A 16370-nucleotide genomic window follows, 5' to 3' on the forward strand; every position below is an offset into this window, starting at 1 on the left:
CTGGAGCGACGGGCGAATTAGCGCCGTTCCAGCACGGCCACGCAGCGGCCGCAGAGGCTGGGGTGGGCACTGTGTTGGCCGATATCGCCTTCGTAATGCCAGCAGCGCTCGCATTTCTCGCCGCGGCCGCGGGCGACTTCGATCACAGCGAGGTCACTGTTGTCGCTGGCCAGCAGCTCTGCCCAGGGTTCACCCCCGAGTTGCAGCTGGGAGACCAGCAGCCAATCCCGCAATCCATCGACCTCCGGATCACCGTGATTGGCCAGCCAGGACAGCGCTGACTGGAGCGTTTCGGAGCAGGCGTCGATTCGCACCGATGCCTCCAGGGAAGCCCCCAACTCCTGACGGCCGCGGCAACCCTCCAGCACCCGGTTCACGGCACTGCGCAGGTCGCGCAGCTGTTGCATCGGTGCTTGCAGGCTGTCATCGCGCCAGCTCTCTGGCACCACGGGCCAGCCACGACGGAAGACGGAGTCGTCCTTCACCGGATAGGGCAGGTTCTGCCAGATGTCTTCGGCCATGTGGCAGAGAACGGGCGCGATCGCTCCGGCGAGTCCTTCGATGATCAGAGCCATCACCGTCTGGCAGCTGCGCCGCCGCCTGTCGTTCGGTGCACTGACGTAGAGCCTGTCCTTGGCGATGTCGAGGTAGAAGTTGGAGAGATCGGCAACGCAGTAGTTCTGCAGGATCTGGAAGAAGCGGAAGAACTCGTAGCGTTCGAAGGCTTCGCTGATCTCATCAAGCACCACGGCGGTGCGCTGGAGCATCCAGCGATCCAGGAGCGGTAGCTCCTCCACCGGCACGCCATCGCGGGTGGGATCGAAGTCGTGGAGGTTGCCAAGCAGATAGCGAGCGGTGTTGCGCACCTTGCGGTACACGTCGGCCAGTTGGCGCAAAATTCCGGCACCGATCGGCACGTCGGCGGAATAGTCGACGGAGCTCACCCAGAGGCGCAGCACGTCGGCGCCGTAGGGAGGTTCCTGTTTCTGGTTCTTTCCCCCCTCGATGATCACCATCGGATCCACGACATTGCCGAGGGATTTGCTCATCTTGCGGCCCTTCTCGTCGAGGGCGAATCCGTGGGTGAGCACCGTCCGGTAAGGGGCATGGCCATTCACCGCCACGGAAGTGAGCAGGGAGCTTTGGAACCAGCCGCGGTGCTGATCCGATCCCTCCAGGTAGAGATCGGCCGGATAGCTGAGACCATCGCGCTGACTGGCAACGGCGGCCCAGCTGGAGCCGGAGTCAAACCACACATCCATCGTGTCGGTGCCCTTGCGCCATTGGTCAGCCTCGCCCTGATGGCTTGGCGGGAGTAGCTCGGATTCGTCTTTCTCCCACCAAACGTCGGCACCGTGTTCGGCGATCAGTGCCTGGATGTGCGCAATGGAGTCGGCGTTGAGCAGCACATCGCCACGACTGCGGTGATAAAAAACCGGGATTGGCACACCCCAGGTGCGCTGACGGGAGATGCACCAGTCACCCCGTTCCGCCACCATCGATTCGATCCGGTTGCGCCCGGAAGCCGGCAGCCATTCCACCGCATCGATCGCGGCGAGGGCTTCGCTGCGGAATCCCTCCACCGAGGCGAACCATTGTTCGGTTGCGCGGAAGATTGTCGGCTTCTTGGTGCGCCAGTCGTAGGGATAGCGGTGGCCGTAGCTCTCCTGCAGTAGCAGCGCACCGGAGGCCTCGAGAGCTTCGATGATTGCCGGGTTGGCGTCCTTGAGCACGTTCAGCCCCGCAAAGGGGCCGGCCTCCTCCGTCAGGGTGCCGGCTTCATCGACGGGGCACAGCACGGGCAGGCCGTGCTTGCGGCCGGTGTTGAAGTCATCAACGCCATGGCCAGGGGCCGTATGCACAAGACCTGTGCCCGATTCGGTGGTGATGTAGTCGCCACCGATGACCACCGGGCTCTGACGCTCGAGTAAGGGGTGGCGGTAGCTGAGACCCGCCAGCAGGGCTCCCTTAACGACCGCTTTGGCCTGAAGTGGGCGCTCGAGTTTGCTGGCCAGGGTTTCGCGTAATTCGGCTGCCACGACCAGGAGTCGGCCACTGCCGTCATCGGCTAGGCAGTACTCGAGCCGATCATTCACCGACACCGCCAGGTTGGCGGGCAGCGTCCAGGGCGTGGTGGTCCAGATCGCCACCTGCAGGGTGCTCTGCAGGCTGTCCCCATCAGCGGGTAGATCGACGCCCTGGTCCTGCAGTGCCGCACGAAGCTGCTGCGGTGCCTCAACAGCAGGGAACGCCACATAGACGCTCGGGCTGGTGTGACCGTCTGGATATTCCAGCTCAGCTTCCGCCAGGGCGGTACGGGAGCTGGGGCTCCAGTGCACCGGCTTGAGGCCTCGATAGATGTGGCCCTTCAGAGCCATGCTGCCGAACACCTCGATCTGAGCGGCCTCGTACTCCTTCTGGAGGGTCAGATAGGGGTTGTCCCAGTCGGCCCAGATCCCCCAGCGCTTGAAGCCGGCCATCTGGCCATCCACCTGTTTGCGGGCGTAGGCGGCTGCTTTCTTGCGCAGTTTGAGGGGGGTCAGTGCCTGGCGCTGCTCCTGGTCCATCGCCTGAAGCACCTTGAGCTCGATCGGCAGGCCGTGGCAGTCCCAGCCGGGCACGAAGCGCACTTGGCGGCCCTGCATCAGCCGGTGCTTGTTGATGATGTCCTTCAGCACCTTGTTGAGGGCATGGCCCATGTGCAGGGCCCCGTTGGCGTAGGGCGGCCCGTCGTGCAGGGTGAACACCGGGCCAGGATTGTTCAGCCCCAGCTCGAGATCGATGCCTCGCTCGCGCCAGAGGGCTTGAAGTTCCGGCTCGCGCTGGATGGCATTGGCGCGCATCCCAAAACCAGTCTCCAGCAGGTTGAGGGTGTCCTTGTAGGACGGTCGCGCATCAGCGTCAGGGCGCGTCTGCTGGGTCACGGTGGCGCTGCAGCAACCGGAATTATCCGTCTTTGCTGGCACCTGCGGTGGATTGCGGCTCCGCTGTGGAATTTGGCTCCGCTGTGGCAGACGTCACTGGGGCTGATGACGCTCCTGCATCGGCTTCCCCTGCCTGTGAAGGCGTGTCCGTCGTTGCGGCTGGCTCGGGTCTGACCCAGCGCTTGCCGCTGCGGTTGCTGCCTTCCGGGCGGTTGTCTGCCGGAGCAGCTGGTTTCAGGCTGGTGAGCGCAGTGCCGGCATTGCCGGCCAGGCGGGTGATCGCGGCGATCAGCTGCTGGAGGCTGGTAGTCCAGCGTTCGCGGGAGCCAAGCCGTTGCTGCTCCTCGGGGCTGAGTTGATTCCAACGGTTCTGGCCCACTTCCGTTCCCAGGCGGGCGATCAGCAGGGAGGCGCAGACCACGGCCAGCATCGGTGCGCCCCGTAGACGATCACTGCTGGTCACCAGGACCAGGCCAAGGAGCAGGACGACTGCTCCCCAAACCCCATCCCGGGGGCGACTCAGTTCGGTGGCCAGCAGGGGCAGCAGCAGCACCAGCAGGCCGAGGAGGAGGCAAAGGTCTCCAGTGAGAGAAGCCAGCATGTCGGAGAGTCGCCGCTTGGCTCCATTGTGGGTGGATGCCTAGAGTTCGTCCCTTGCCCATCTGGCGGAATTGGTAGACGCGCTGGTTTTAGGTACCAGTGGCTTCGGTCGTGGGGGTTCAAGTCCCCCGGTGGGCATCACGAGTCCTCTAGGGTTCAGAGGGTTCGAGGCAAGGTGAGAGGGCTGGGTCCACTGATGACACACGTTGTGACTCCAGCTCCTTCTGCGGCATCGCCGACTCGCTTGGCTTCAGTGCCGAAAGAGTTTCTTGATCCTCCAGCCGCCTGGAATCCCACGGTTGCCCTGTTTCTGGGCGGCTATGCCTTGGCGGCGATCACGATCTGGGGTTGGTTTGTTGCTGGTTGGCCGCTGCCTGTGCTGTTGATCACAGGGTTTCTGGCGCTCCACCTTGAAGGCACCGTGGTGCACGACGCCTGCCATAAGGCGGCCCATCCGGTGCCTTGGATCAACCAGGCCATGGGCCATGGATCAGCCTTGCTGCTTGGTTTTAGTTTCCCTGTCTTCACTCGGGTGCACCTGCAGCATCACTCCCATGTGAACGATCCCAAGAATGATCCGGATCACATCGTGAGCACCTTCGGGCCGCTCTGGTTGATTGCTCCGCGTTTTTTCTATCACGAGCTTTTCTTTTTTCAGAGGAAGCTCTGGAAGCGCTGGGAACTGATGCAGTGGGGCTTCGAGCGGGCCGTCTTCTTCACGATCATTGCGGCAGCGGTGAGCTTCGATTTCCTGCCCTTCATCTTCAACTGCTGGTTTGCTCCGGCGTTGATGGTGGGAGTGACTCTGGGGCTGTTCTTCGATTACCTGCCCCATCGGCCATTTCTCTCTCGCAACCGCTGGCAGAACGCCCGGGTGTATCCAGGGCGCACCATGAATTGGTTGATCATGGGTCAGAACTATCACCTGGTTCATCACCTCTGGCCGTCGATTCCCTGGTTTGAGTACAAACCGGCTTATGAGGCCACCAAGCCTCTTCTCGATGCGAAGCAATCACCCCAAAGGCTGGGTCTGTTTGAAACCCGTCGTGATTTCAATAACTTCCTCTACGACATCTTTCTGGGCGTGCGTAGCCACAAGTCCCATGGCAGCAAGATGCGTCCCCTGGCTCGTTTGATGCCGACGGCGCGCATGCGCCGGGGTTGGCTCAACCTTTTGCAGCGCACTGCCGTGACACCAGCACGTCGGCGTTACTGAGCTAACGCGCCAATGACACGCAATCGTGCTGTTGTCTGGATTGACTGGCTGGTTCAGTCCGCCAGGATTTTTGGCACCCGGAAGAAGTCGCCTTCTCGCAAGGGCGCTTGGTTCAGCAAGTCTTCGCGCACGTCGGTGGTCTCCACCCGATCGTCCCGGGTGGCATTGACCACCTCCACCGCGCGCGTGGTGGGGGCAACCCCTTCGGTGTCCACCGCTTGCAGCTGGTCGACGTAATCGAGGATGCGCTCGAGCTGACCGGTGTAGGTGGCGATGGTCTCCTCGGGAAGCTCCAGCCGTGCAAGCTGGGCCACCTTGCGCACGTCATCGGCGGTGATCTTGCTCATGCGGCGGCCAGGAACGTCTCGAGATCATCGCGCAACGCCATCGCTGCCTTGCTGAGAAACTCAGCGCCGTGGTCTGGTTTGGCCAGATAGGGATCCGATCCCATGCGTCCATCCGGATGGCGGCGGCGGAAATCGGCTGGTCCATGGATGGCACCGCAAGGCGCCGGCTCCGGCAGGGGGCGTTGCTTTTGGATCAGGCAGTCGTGCAGGTGCAGGGTGAGGGCGATCTCGCTGGGGGTGGCGTGCTGGCCCTCCCGTTCGCCATAGAGCGCCCGAGCGTGCTGCATCACCGGGCCGGCCATAAACCAGTTCGCCAGACGGCAGCGAAGACGGGGAGCCACCGGCAGTCCTCGGCTGGCGGCGGTGCCATAGGCCTGGGCGAAGGCAGCCTTGGCCGTGGCGATGTTGCCGCCGTGCCCATTCACCACAAAGATTCGCTCGAAGCCATGGGTGGCCAGGGAGAGCACCAGGTCGTGGAGCACCGCCAGCAGGGTGCTGGGCTGGAGGCTCATGGTGCCCGCAAAGCCCAGGTGATGCTCGGCCATGCCGAAGGCTTGGGCTGGCGTCACCAGAACGCCGCTGAGGCGGCCTAGCTCCAGGGATACCGCTTCGGCTGTGAGTGCATCGGTGCCGATGGCGCCGGTGGGGCCATGTTGTTCGGTGGATCCGAGGGGGATGATCACCCCTCGGCATTGCTGCAGATAGCTCTCCACCTCCGGCCAGCTTTGGAGGGCTAGGCGAATGGCGTCAGTGCTGACGACGGGACCGGGCAGGAGTGATGTCATCGAGCCAGTCTGAATGGCATCAGTGAGCGGTGCCGTTGCCGTCGTATTGATCGGTGTTGTAGTAACCGCCCCGGGTGCCGAAGTAGAGCGTTGCGAGCACGAACAGGCCACTGCCGAAGAGCAGCACGGTGCCCAGATTGAAACCGGAAAGAGCTGCGTCCATCAGACATCGTCCATCTCTTTAAAGCCTGGCAGGGATTAGGCGCTTGTCACGCTTCCAGTGCGCGGTTCGTCATCGAGATCGCAGCCGATTTCGCTCCCGCGCCTTGGTACGTCGAGCCATTGGCGCAGCCAGCCGGTGAGCCAGATGAAAGGCATGGTGTCGGCCAGTGCGGCAAGGGCTTTAAACAGATAGCCACTGGCAATGAACGCGCCGAGCTGAGGCAGCACCGGTTCGCCGGCGCGCACGGGCAGCACATGGGCGCCGTAGTGGCTGATCAGGACGACCGCACTGGTGTCGACCAGCTGGCTGATCAGTGTGGAGCCGTTGTTGCGAAGCCAGAGTGCTTTGCCATTGGTGCGTTGTTTCCAAAAATGGAAGAGGCGCACATCCACGAACTGGGCCGTGAGATAGGCCGCCATCGAGGCCCCCACCGAGCCGAAGGCGAGGCGTTGAATTTCAAAGAAGGTGCCCTCCGGCGCACCGGCCAGTCCTGGCAGGAGGCCTCCCAGCCAGAGGATCAGCACCACCCAGCCATTGAGCAGTAGGCCCACCCATACCACCTGGGAGGCGCGTTCCTCCCCCCAGAGCTCGCTGATCAGATCGGTGCAGAGAAACGTGATCGGGTACGGAAGGGCTCCAACGGCGACCACGATCGGCCAGGAGCCGATGTGCCCGAGTTCGAGAAACCGTGTGAGCCCAAGGATGTTGAGCATCCCGAGGGTGCCGAGGAACAGGCCTGCCAATACCAGGAAGCAGAGGTCGCGGCGTTGCTGGAGGGTGGCGTTGATGGGCATGGGTTAGCCGAAGGCCAGCAAGGGTTTCAGTTTCAGCATCACCACCGGGAATGCCATGAGCAGCACGGACACCGGCATCGCGAGCAACAGCGCCCTGCGGTGATGGCGAAATGCGGTGATCACACACCAGCCTCCGAGCGGTAGGAACAGGCCCAAGGCAGAGATCAGGCCGGGGGAATAGAGCCCGGTGTTGATGGTGGGAAGGATGTGGAAGCCCACCATGTTCACCAGCATCACCCCGGGGAGTAACAGTGAGGCGGCAGGGACGCTCCAGCCCAGGCTTCCGGCCAACAGTCCCAGGGGCACGACGCCGAATCCGTTGGTGATAAAGAAGTCGCCCCAGGTCACGGGCAGCCCCAGCACCTCCACGGCCCAGGGTTGCCAGCCGAGGTCGTATTCCTCAATCACATGCAATCCGTAGGCCAGCAGACACAGCCAGAACACCGAACGTCCCAAGGGGGAGTTGGTTGAGAAGCGTTCGTTCATGGTTGAACTGAGACAGGAGGGCGGGCTGGAGAGCCTTGAAGGCATGATCGAGAGCCCTTGAGCATCTGTCCATCGCTTGCTCAGCCCTGCCCCACGCTTTCTTCTGCCGCCCTGCCGAGCTGGTTGCCCCCGAGCTCATCGGTTGCCTGCTGGTGAAACGCCAAACAGACGGCAGCCTGCTCTGGGGCGTGATTGTGGAAACCGAGGCGTATTCGCAAGCAGAGCCCGCCTGTCACGGCTACCGCCGCCGCTCCCCCAGCAACGAAACGCTCTTTGGTGAGCCAGGGCGGTTTTATGTCTATGTGAGCTACGGCATCCACCACTGCGTGAAGCGAGCCCTGACTTCAAGGAGCTCTGGCTGGGCTTGAATTTTGAGTGGTTGCTTTGGGTCAGCCAGCCAACATTCAAGCCGCCGCAAGCGATTTCCCCGATTTTTTCTCCCAGAGCCCCCCAACGGCTACGAAGGGCTACAAGCCGAGTTGGCTGGCTTGGCTTTGTCAGTGGTGGAGCCGTAGCCCTGGTGTCAGCAGCAGCGGCACCCAGTGCAGAAACCACCCTCCCTCCGCAACAACAACGGCACTCTCCAGGTCAGGGTGCGGATTGACGGGCGTGATGCGTTTATCAACCGCCTGGGTCGCTGGAGTGACCCTGTGGCAGTGGCAAAAGCCCACGCCATCGCCGCCCAAATCTGGAGCGACTACCAGCAGGGAGTGTTTGACCGCAGCCTGATGGCATATCAACCGCTCATCAACGGCAAGGAGGTGGGGCTGCTGGAGGCGTTGAGGGTGAGGGCAGAGACCAAGCGTCAGGCTGCTGCCATCCACGCCTACAGGCTGCTGCAGCGATACGGGAAGCCCATTCGTAACCGCAGTGACGCGGAAGCGTTTCTGGCGTGGCTGCGGGCAGAAGGGTTGAGCGATTGCACGATTGCTGGGTTGATGACCCACTACCGCCAGTGCTCTGGGGGAAATCGCCACCTCTTCTCTCACAAGCTGAAGTGGCAACGGCGGTCAGTGCAGAGCGATGTGCTGAGCGTGGAGGAAATCCAAGCCGTGCTGGCTGACCTGGAGACCAACGAGCCCTGGTATTACCCGCTGTTTCTCCTGTGGCTCAGCACGGGGATGAGGAATGCCGAAATCAGGGGGCTGACTTGGGATTGCATCCGCTGGGAAGAAGGCGAGGTGCTGGTCTGCAAGAGCCTGCGGCGTGATGGGTATTCCAGTGGGAAGGTGGAGTGGGCTTCCACCAAGACGGGTAAAGAGCGAGTAGTGCCCCTGACGCCCCAGGTGCTGGAGACCTTGAAGAAGCACCAGCGAGAGATGGAGCAGTTGGGCGTGTATGAGCCCTATGGGCTGGTGTTTGTCACGCCCACCAGTCACACAAGCATCTACGACCATCTGGTGGGTCGTGTGTGGCACCGATGCCTGGAGCGTTGTGGATTGAAGCCCCGCCGTCTTTACGCCCAACGCCACAGCTTCCTCAGCCACGCCTTGGCGATGGGAAACTCCCCAGCTGATTTGGCAGCGGTGGCAGGGCATTCCACCAAGATGCTGCTGGATACCTATGCCAAGCCAACAGGCAGATTGAAGATGCCGAGTTGGCAGACAGCCTGAAACGAAAAATCAAAAAGGATGTTACAAGCCAATCTATAAAAGTGGGTGCGTCAGTGCTTGATGCGCGGCGGAAATATCAATAAAAACAAGCTTGCGTGATGTGTTGCTCTTGCTGGCTTTGCCTGCAGATATTGAAGTGTCAGCAAATCCTCATAGCCAGACCCTGTAAAACCTGCAACTTGCATAAATAACTTTCGCCTGCAGTGCTTACTCGGTGGATTGAGAAGCAACAACCGCATAGCGGCAAGCTGCGAGTAATGCAACTGAAGAAATCTGCTGGTAGCTCAAGGGTGTGCCAGTGCTTCTGCGTGAGAAGAAATAGGAGAAAATCAAATGACTTCAACACAAGCCCAACTACAACAACAAGAGCGCAGGCAAGCCCAGAGCCTCAAGCGGAATATCAAACGCCTTATCTACGACCAGCTCCACAGCATCAACCCCTGGTGGTTCATCAGCTTTCACTACCGAGACAACCACAGCAAGGAAGATGAGTTGCTCCAGGATGTTGCCGATCTGAAGAGAAAACTCCACCGCATCATCTACAAGAGCCGTGATAGGAGCATCAAGGGTGCTGGTGAATACCCCTATCCAAAGATGCTGTTCTTCCACGAAACCAGACACCAGGGCACGGGTCAGTTTCACACGCACCTAATCACAGAAAAGTTGCCAGCAAGCCTAAATACTCAATATGAGATGGAAACCCTGTTTCATCAGCGATTGCCCCATAAGGTCAAGGCATTGTCTAAATGGAAATCCATAGACATCCAACGCATCAACCCGCAGGATGATGACTACAGACGCATCAGCAGTTACTTAGGAAAGCAGACCAGCTTGGAGCTGATTGCCCTTGACCCATTCAACAGCGACCTATCACCCCAAAGGAAATGAGAAGAAATCAACTCACCATCACCTACCCAGAAGGAGACGCCCACAGGCTCCATCAGGCACTGCTCCTGTTGAAAAGAAGCCGTTGCCTGAATATCTCAGCATTCTGTAGAGAAGCGATTGCTGAAAAGTTGGAGCGACTGGAGGCAATCAAATGAAGACCATCACCATTCGGTTGCCTGATGTGGAAGCGGCAATGCTGCAGGAGGTGCAGAAGGTCAATAAGGCTTATAGAGACCTGCAAGGTCTTCTCATCAACCAAATCCAACGGGAATACGCCAAGACGCCTAAGGGCAGGGCGTCAAGGTGAAAGTGTCAGCCAGGGCAGCAGTAACTACCTTTTGTGTTTGACCTACGCCTCAATCAAATCCCAGAGTATTGGCATCAGGTGGCGGTGAGATTTAGGCGTGCCAATGGCATCCGTGATGGCGATAGGGAGCGAAGTTATTGGTGAATGTGTTGAGGGAATAAGAGTAGAAGTAAGTAGAGAAATATTTAAGATGGCTTTGGTGTGCCCTGGATTTTTCGGTTTTGCGCTCAGTGCCTCGTTGTGCCTGATGTCAGGCTGCATTGATTGCAATGGTTCCAGGTATTGGAGGCTGAGTGATGGCTCTTGGTGGTCTATTGAAGAAATAAAAAGCCCCTGCCATTCCTGCAGACGCCAAGTGGAAGTTCAGCGGTTAGTCAGGAGGACCTTGGGTGGCAAGATCTATAAAACCTGAATTGATGTTGCTTGATTGCAACTGCGCATCCTGCACCCGCACATCCCTGTTGGAAGGTGTCGCTGTAAGCGCCTGAATGACGGGCGTCACAGAAGGGTTCTTCTTCTGTGGTGAGTGGTAGCCATTGGATCCAAAGCGATATTTGATGTCTGCCGAAACCCTGGTATCAAATGCTTGGTCGTAGGAGAGGTTCGCGCCAACAGTTAGTCCATTCGCCAGATTATATGCAAGCCTGCCGCTAACGCCTGAGCCGTTGACGTGCTCTTGCGATCTGTATTGGTAGTAATAACCAACAGATGCCCGTAAATCAGGTGTGATGCTGTAACCAACATCAAGCCCATAAGTATCCAGTGCCCCGCCTTGATACAACCAGTTTAGTTGTTGCTCCGTATCGCCAACGGGCACCAGCGCATAAGCATTGAAATTCCAAGAGTTGGAAACAGCTTCTGCATTGACTGCGACCTGCTGGAAGAAAACTGTTTTTTCGGTGCCAAAAGTTGGAATGCCTGTATCAGTAGGACCCGTTGCCATCGGGCGGGTGTCATAGCCCGCATTGATGCCATACATCCAACTGCGGTCACCATTCAGCCAGCGATACCCCAAGCGGGAAGAGGTGGAGATGGTGGTGCCAGCAACGGTGGTGTTGATGATGCTGCTGTAGTTGTCGTAATCAGCGAAGTTGACGTTTGCCAGTGCATCAAGGAAGAAGACACTGTTTTCTCCCACGGAGAGAGGCAAGAACCCTCCAATGCCTGCTTGGTTGGGTGTGCCAGCTCCTTGGAGTGCCCCTTGAAAGCCCCAGTTGAACTGCACGGCATCCTTGAGGGAGACGTTCATCACGCCCAGATCTGCTGCTGTGCCCTCCTCGGCTTCGGGGGTCTCAGCTTTGGCAGGGCTGATGACAAGGGAGAGAGATGCCAGTGCGAGAGCGACACAGCCTGATGAGAGCTGGCTGAGGCGGTTGAAGTTCTGCATCACGGCATAACTTGACAACGTCCGCACTCATAGCGCCTGAAGACAGCGTGATGTTGTATCAGTTAGTCAGTTCTCGGTTTGGCGGCATTCTTCCGTCTATCCATCTCTGAAGCCACTCCCATAGCCACCCCGCTCTCCCCAGCGCTCCCCAAAGCCTTCTTCGCCCGCCCTGCCGAGCTGGTCGCCCCCGAGCTCATCGGTTGCCTGCTGGTGAAACGCCAAGCGGATGGCAAGTTGCTCTGGGGCGTGATTGTTGAAACGGAGGCGTATTCACAGGAGGAGCCCGCCTGCCACGGGTATCGCCGCCGCACCCCCAGCAACGAAACCCTGTTTGGTGAGCCTGGGCGTTTCTATGTGGTTGTGAGCTACGGCATTCACCACTGCGTGAATGTGGTGACCGATCGGGCGGACTGGGCCAATGGTGTGTTGCTCCGGGCTGTGGCGCTGCCAGGTGAGCCTGAGCGCGTGGCAGCGGGACCTGGGCTACTGGCCCGTCGCTTCGGGATCGACCGCAGCCATGACAGCAGCTCCGTCTGTGGGGAGAATGACGTGTGGTTGGCGAACCGGCCTTCCCTTCTCGGTCATCCTGAGCTTGTGAGCACCACACGGATCGGCATTACCCAGGGGCAGGATCTGCCCTGGCGCTGGTACCTCAGGGGCAGCCGCAGCATCAGCCGTCGCGCCTCTGGTGATCGCATGCCTGGGAAGGCGCAGGCCTGGAGCCCGGACGGGCTGGAGTCTCCATGAGTCGCTGGACCCATCGCCACATCCTCGATCTTGCGGCTTTCTCACGGGAGGACTACGCCGCTGTCCTTGAGCTTGCCCATCGGTTCCGGTCCATGCCCGTCACCGGTGCCCGCAAGCTCCCTGCCCTGCAGGGACGCCTCGTGGCGACCCTTTTCTTTGAGCCCAGCACCCGCACGCGCAGCAGTTTCGAGCTGGCGGCTAGGCGTCTGTCTGCCGATGTGTCGAGTTTTTCGCCGGGCAGCAGTTCTCTGAGTAAGGGGGAATCGCTGCTCGACACGGCCCGCACCTACGTGGCCATGGGCGCGGATGTGCTCGTGGTGCGCCATCAGTGCACCAGTGTTCCTCAGCAGCTGGCGGAGGCTTTAGAGGCGTCTGGTGAGCGCACGGTGGTTCTCAATGGTGGTGATGGACTCCACAGCCACCCCAGCCAGGGACTGCTGGACCTTTACACCCTGGCCCATCATTTCGATCCTCTGCACCCACTGCCTGAGGCGTTGCGGGGTAAACGGATCTTGATCGTGGGCGACATCCTGCATTCGCGGGTGGCCCGCTCCAATCTCTGGGCCCTCACCGCCTGCGGTGCAGATGTGGTGCTCTGCGGCCCCCCCAGCCTTCTGCCGTCCGCTTTTGCCGGCTTCGTGGATGCGCCACCACCTGGACAGTCTGTGGACCCGGTGCCCGATCGCGGTTCCGTGACCGTGAGCCATCGGCTCGACGAGGCCTTGCCTGGTGCCGACGCCGTGATGACCCTGCGCCTGCAGAAAGAGCGCATGAGCCAGCACCTGCTCACCGATCTGGATCGCTATCACCGCGACTATGGCCTGAACCATGCCCGGCTCGAGCGGTGTGGCAAGCCAGTGCCGGTGCTCCACCCCGGCCCGGTGAACCGTGGGGTGGAGATGACCGGGGCCCTGCTCGACGACACTGGCCGACACAGTGGCCGTTGTCTGGTGGAGGAGCAGGTGCGTCATGGCATCCCGATCCGGATGGCACTGCTCTATTTGATGGCAGCTGCAGAGTCGTCCGCTGATGCGGCCTTGGCCTCGGTGGGTTGATGGCCCTGGCCTGACATCTGATTGGAGTAGTACTCCATGGCTGCTTGCAGAGCCGCATCCGGAGAGGCGATCGAGGGGCCGCTGCCGCTCTTCATCGGGAATGGCGCGTCGGGTGCATCAAGACCCATGTGCTGGCTGGGCATGCCAGTGAGCAGCATGGAGGCCCGGGCCTGGGAGACCACGGCGAAGATCCACTTCAGCAGGAGGGAGAGACGATTTTCCCGATCGGGCATGAAGGCCAGGTGGGCAGCAGCCCAGAGCAGCCAGCCGATGCCTCCTGAGAATTTGAAGCCGCGCAGATCGGCGACGGCATCCACTCGATCGAGCACGGCCATGCTGCCGAAGTCGAACCAGCTGAAATTGGGACGATTGGTTCCGGCGATGATCGCTGCAATGTCCTTGCCCACGAAGCCCCCCGCTTGCGTGGCCGGGCCGGCCATGCCCGGGAGTGGGTTGCCGTCGCTGGTGTGCTTGTAGCAGCAGAGATCACCCACGACGCGGATCTCGGGGTGCCCTTTCACGGAGAAGTCGGGTTCCACGACCACCCTGCCCCCACGGTCCAGTTCACACTCGATCGAGTCGGCCAGCTTGCGCCCCAGGTGGGAGGGGCGCACGCCGGCGGTCCAGATCACGGTGGCGGCCTGGAGGCGTCGATCGCCATTGGGGGTGCCAACCGTCACTTCCCCTGGTTGCATCGTCTGCACCCGACCTTTGAACAGCATCTCCACACCAAGACCCTCCAGGGTCTGCTGGGCTCGCTCCGACAGCAGTTCAGGCATGGCCCGCAACAGTCGCTCCCCGGGATCGACGAGCACGATCCTGGTTTTGGCTGGGTCCAGCTGTCTGAATTCCCGGCGCATGGCGTTACGCATCAACTCGGAAACCGCGCCGGCCATCTCACATCCGGTGGGGCCACCACCCACAATCACAACGGTTTGAAGGAACTGACGGGCCTGAGGGTCAGGCGTCTGCTCGGCCTGCTCCATGGCCATCAGCAACCGGCGGCGAATCTCCTCGGCGTGCTCGAGGATCTTCATCGGCGGCGCGAAGGTGCGCCAGTCTTCATGGCCGAAGAAGGTGCTGCCAGAGCCGGTGGCCAACACCAGGTGGTCGTAGCTGTAGGCCTTGCCGTTGAAGACGATCTGCTTGCCTTCTGGATTGATCTGGGTGACTTCCCCCAAGAGCACCTGCACATTGCGCTGGCGGCCGACCAGTTGGCGCAGGGGGGTGGCCACATCCCCACGGGAGACCAGTCCGGTTGCCACCTGGTACAGGAGTGGTTGAAACAGGTTGAAGTTGCGCTTGTCGATCAGGGTGATGCGCACGTCTGCATTGGCCAGGGCTTTGCAGGCGCGCACCCCGGCAAAGCCACCGCCCACGATCACCACATGGGGGGCATGGCGAAGTCGCTCCTCAGGTGGTTCGAGCTCCAGAAAGAAATGGTCTCCAGCCATGGGACAAGACGCAGTAGGGCTTTCCCGAAGGGTATGGATAACCCGGCGATTTGTCCGTGAGCCGTCAGAGCAGTTTGAAACCTTCGAGAAGAAGGCCATACAAGAGCCCGAAACGGCCCATGTCGAGGACTTGCAAGGCCAGGCCCCCTTGATTGAGGGGACGCCAGCTGCGCCGGAGCCTCACCATCAGTTCCAGCAGTGCCACCGTCACCAGGGCGGCGATTGGATCGAGCTGGCCGGTTGCGCCGGCGATGCTCGCCACTGAACTTCCGAAAAAAAAGCCACCCATCAAGACGATGGCCAGCAGAGAAGCGCGTCGCCAAGGATTGTCTGCCCAGGCCTCAAGACGGCTAGCCCACTCGCCCAAATTGCGCTGGAGCCTGGTGGATTGCAAACGCGCGGCCATGAGTCGACGGCTCGAACGTCAGAAAAAAGGAGGCAGGGGGTGAACCGAACGATCCCCATCACCCGGCCCGTAGCCCTGCCAATGCCTGTATACACCATTTCTGGTGATCGTGCCGTCTTCTGGCGCTACAGATGGGGTATTGCTATGAAAAAGCTCGGGCGAGCCCGAGCCGGGTGATGGGGTCTGGCGAAGGAAAGCTTGCCTAGGTCACCTTGGCAAGGGGGGCTGAAGCAATCAGTCGGAATCAGCCTTGGCTTTGCGGGACCCTTTGCCTTCGAGTAACTCGAGAAGTGCTTCCATCTGGGCCATCACTCCGCGCACTTCACCTGCTTCAGGCAGCAGGCCATCTTCCATGACGCCCTGATGCATCTCACGAAGTTCCTGGCGGATGTAGCGCAGATGGCTCACCACCTGTTCGCGTTTCGACTGAGACATCGGTGCGTATACCCCTCAACCTCTCTTTTACCAAATCGTCATCCCAGGCTGGTCGCTCAGGGCTGTCGACGCCCTTCGCTCCACTGCCCAGCAAGGGCGATCAGCGCAAAGGTCAGAAGGGCGGAGGGCCTGGCAATCACGCTCAAGGTCACCAACGCACCCAAGCCCGTCAGCAACGGGGGGCGGGGGAGCGAGCTGGGCCAGGGGCTGCTCATGACTGGCCGAACCGGGCGCGGGCCTCGGCGTAGAAGGCGGCATCAATGCTGGATCGACCGCTCTCCTTGGCCATCGACTCAATGCGCTTGCGCACGGCTGGACGCACGAAGAACGGCACTTCTTTGAGAGCCTGCTCTGCGTCTGCGCTCCAGTCCACGTCTGGTCCTGTTGGTCTCAATGGAGAATAGGGGACTCGAACCCCTGACCTCTGCGGTGCGATCGCAGCGCTCTACCAGCTGAGCTAATTCCCCCCCAGACGAAAAACTAGCGTCTGAGCCCAGGCAGAATGGACAGGCGCGCCAGGCGGCCCCATGTCCAGTGCAGGTATCACGGAGGAACAGCTCGCCCGCTTTGATGAGGAGGGTGTTGCCGACCTGGCCAGGCGTCTGGAGGACGATGACTACGCCACCCCCTTCGCTGGGCTGGCTGACTGGCACCTGTTGCGGGCCCTCGCGATTCATCGCCCAGAGCTCACGTTTCCCTATGTGCATCTGATCGACCAGGAGCCTTTTGATGAGGACTAGTTCCCTTGGCTGGCACTGATGGC

20 protein-coding genes, 2 tRNA genes and 1 pseudogene are annotated in these 16370 nt (G+C 60.7%); 9 read left to right on the forward strand and 14 right to left on the reverse strand.

The features are described from left to right. Positions 1-17 precede the first annotated feature (17 nt). Together ileS and CWE16_RS03315 are read right to left on the reverse strand one after the other, a co-directional pair. Positions 18-2924: an isoleucine--tRNA ligase gene (ileS, locus tag CWE16_RS03310; RefSeq protein WP_131592879.1), complete on the reverse strand. Its 2907-nt coding sequence runs from the start codon at positions 2922-2924 to the stop codon at positions 18-20. 22 nt (positions 2925-2946) lie between these two features. Further along, positions 2947-3525 carry a Ycf66 family protein gene (locus tag CWE16_RS03315; protein WP_131592881.1) on the reverse strand — a complete coding sequence of 193 codons (579 nt, stop codon included), beginning with the start codon at positions 3523-3525 and terminating at the stop codon, positions 2947-2949. A 55-nt stretch (positions 3526-3580) separates the two neighbouring features. Here CWE16_RS03315 and CWE16_RS03320 point away from each other — a divergent pair. Then, positions 3581-3662, forward strand: a tRNA-Leu gene (locus CWE16_RS03320). Positions 3663-3720: 58 nt separating this feature from the next. Further along, the gene (gene crtR / locus CWE16_RS03325; RefSeq protein WP_185190700.1) at positions 3721-4740 is read left to right on the forward strand and encodes a beta-carotene hydroxylase; all 1020 of its coding nucleotides are present in this window, start codon (positions 3721-3723) and stop codon (positions 4738-4740) included. A gap of 53 nt (positions 4741-4793) precedes the next feature. On the opposite strand, the gene gatC is transcribed toward crtR, so the two are convergent. The 5 genes from gatC to CWE16_RS03345 are packed head-to-tail and all read right to left on the reverse strand — an operon-like array spanning position 4794 to position 7315. Next, positions 4794-5087: an Asp-tRNA(Asn)/Glu-tRNA(Gln) amidotransferase subunit GatC gene (gatC, locus tag CWE16_RS03330; RefSeq protein ID WP_131455914.1), complete on the reverse strand. Its 294-nt coding sequence runs from the start codon at positions 5085-5087 to the stop codon at positions 4794-4796. Further along, positions 5084-5872, reverse strand: a complete 789-nt coding sequence (locus CWE16_RS03335; protein WP_131592883.1) for a creatininase family protein — start codon at positions 5870-5872, stop codon at positions 5084-5086. The genes gatC and CWE16_RS03335 overlap by 4 nt, the downstream gene beginning before the upstream one ends. Positions 5873-5891: 19 nt before the next feature. After that, complete coding sequence (locus tag CWE16_RS12080) at positions 5892-6035, reverse strand: hypothetical protein (RefSeq protein WP_164498747.1); 144 nt, start codon at positions 6033-6035, stop codon at positions 5892-5894. A 35-nt stretch (positions 6036-6070) separates the two neighbouring features. Next, a complete protein-coding gene (locus CWE16_RS03340; protein WP_131592885.1) occupies positions 6071-6829 on the reverse strand; it encodes a queuosine precursor transporter in 759 nt (252 codons plus the stop codon). A gap of 3 nt (positions 6830-6832) precedes the next feature. Then, positions 6833-7315, reverse strand: coding sequence for an HXXEE domain-containing protein (locus CWE16_RS03345; protein ID WP_161567565.1), 483 nt, complete (start codon positions 7313-7315; stop codon positions 6833-6835). A 65-nt stretch (positions 7316-7380) separates the two neighbouring features. Between CWE16_RS03345 and CWE16_RS03350 the strand changes: the two are divergent. The 4 genes and pseudogenes from CWE16_RS03350 to CWE16_RS12085 all read left to right on the forward strand — a co-directional run. Continuing rightward, positions 7381-7680, forward strand: a pseudogene (locus CWE16_RS03350) (DNA-3-methyladenine glycosylase); the annotation flags it as partial. 177 nt (positions 7681-7857) lie between these two features. Beyond that, the gene (locus CWE16_RS03355; protein WP_236629532.1) at positions 7858-8928 is read left to right on the forward strand and encodes a site-specific integrase; all 1071 of its coding nucleotides are present in this window, start codon (positions 7858-7860) and stop codon (positions 8926-8928) included. A gap of 333 nt (positions 8929-9261) precedes the next feature. Continuing rightward, complete coding sequence (locus CWE16_RS03360) at positions 9262-9816, forward strand: hypothetical protein (protein WP_131592891.1); 555 nt, start codon at positions 9262-9264, stop codon at positions 9814-9816. A 151-nt stretch (positions 9817-9967) separates the two neighbouring features. Then, positions 9968-10123, forward strand: coding sequence for a hypothetical protein (locus CWE16_RS12085; RefSeq protein ID WP_201737947.1), 156 nt, complete (start codon positions 9968-9970; stop codon positions 10121-10123). 370 nt (positions 10124-10493) lie between these two features. Here CWE16_RS12085 and CWE16_RS03365 read toward each other — a convergent pair whose 3' ends face one another. After that, complete coding sequence (locus CWE16_RS03365; RefSeq protein WP_236629533.1) at positions 10494-11510, reverse strand: carbamoyl-phosphate synthase; 1017 nt, start codon at positions 11508-11510, stop codon at positions 10494-10496. A 120-nt stretch (positions 11511-11630) separates the two neighbouring features. Between CWE16_RS03365 and CWE16_RS03370 the strand changes: the two genes are divergently transcribed. After that, the gene (locus CWE16_RS03370; protein ID WP_131593053.1) at positions 11631-12257 is read left to right on the forward strand and encodes a DNA-3-methyladenine glycosylase; all 627 of its coding nucleotides are present in this window, start codon (positions 11631-11633) and stop codon (positions 12255-12257) included. Next, positions 12254-13312 carry an aspartate carbamoyltransferase catalytic subunit gene (locus CWE16_RS03375; RefSeq protein ID WP_131592892.1) on the forward strand — a complete coding sequence of 353 codons (1059 nt, stop codon included), beginning with the start codon at positions 12254-12256 and terminating at the stop codon, positions 13310-13312. Before CWE16_RS03370 ends, CWE16_RS03375 begins: the two co-directional genes overlap by 4 nt. Here CWE16_RS03375 and CWE16_RS03380 read toward each other — a convergent pair. From CWE16_RS03380 to CWE16_RS03400, 6 genes are all read right to left on the reverse strand, one after another. Then, positions 13255-14766 (reverse strand): NAD(P)/FAD-dependent oxidoreductase, encoded by a 1512-nt coding sequence (locus tag CWE16_RS03380; protein WP_131592894.1) that lies wholly within the window; start codon positions 14764-14766, stop codon positions 13255-13257. The genes CWE16_RS03375 and CWE16_RS03380 overlap by 58 nt on opposite strands. 64 nt (positions 14767-14830) lie before the next feature. Further along, entirely contained in the window at positions 14831-15172 is a 342-nt protein-coding gene (locus CWE16_RS03385) for a DUF565 domain-containing protein (RefSeq protein ID WP_131455934.1), read from the reverse strand. Positions 15173-15406: 234 nt separating this feature from the next. Then, on the reverse strand, positions 15407-15607 hold the full coding sequence (locus CWE16_RS03390; RefSeq protein WP_131455936.1) for a hypothetical protein: 201 nt from the start codon (positions 15605-15607) through the stop codon (positions 15407-15409). Positions 15608-15663: 56 nt separating this feature from the next. Further along, a complete protein-coding gene (locus CWE16_RS12090) occupies positions 15664-15822 on the reverse strand; it encodes a hypothetical protein (protein ID WP_164498749.1) in 159 nt (52 codons plus the stop codon). Further along, positions 15819-15980 carry a PCP reductase family protein gene (locus tag CWE16_RS03395; RefSeq protein ID WP_131455938.1) on the reverse strand — a complete coding sequence of 54 codons (162 nt, stop codon included), beginning with the start codon at positions 15978-15980 and terminating at the stop codon, positions 15819-15821. Before CWE16_RS03395 ends, CWE16_RS12090 begins: the two co-directional genes overlap by 4 nt. Before the next feature lie 21 nt (positions 15981-16001). Beyond that, positions 16002-16074 (reverse strand) — tRNA-Ala (locus CWE16_RS03400). 60 nt (positions 16075-16134) lie between these two features. On the opposite strand from CWE16_RS03400, the gene isiD reads away from it, so the two are divergent. Beyond that, the gene (gene isiD / locus CWE16_RS03405) at positions 16135-16347 is read left to right on the forward strand and encodes a protein IsiD (protein WP_131455940.1); all 213 of its coding nucleotides are present in this window, start codon (positions 16135-16137) and stop codon (positions 16345-16347) included. Positions 16348-16370 lie beyond the last annotated feature (23 nt).

Origin of the sequence: Synechococcus sp. BS55D (assembly GCF_004332415.1) — a bacterium.
GTDB lineage: Bacteria > Cyanobacteriota > Cyanobacteriia > PCC-6307 > Cyanobiaceae > Synechococcus_C.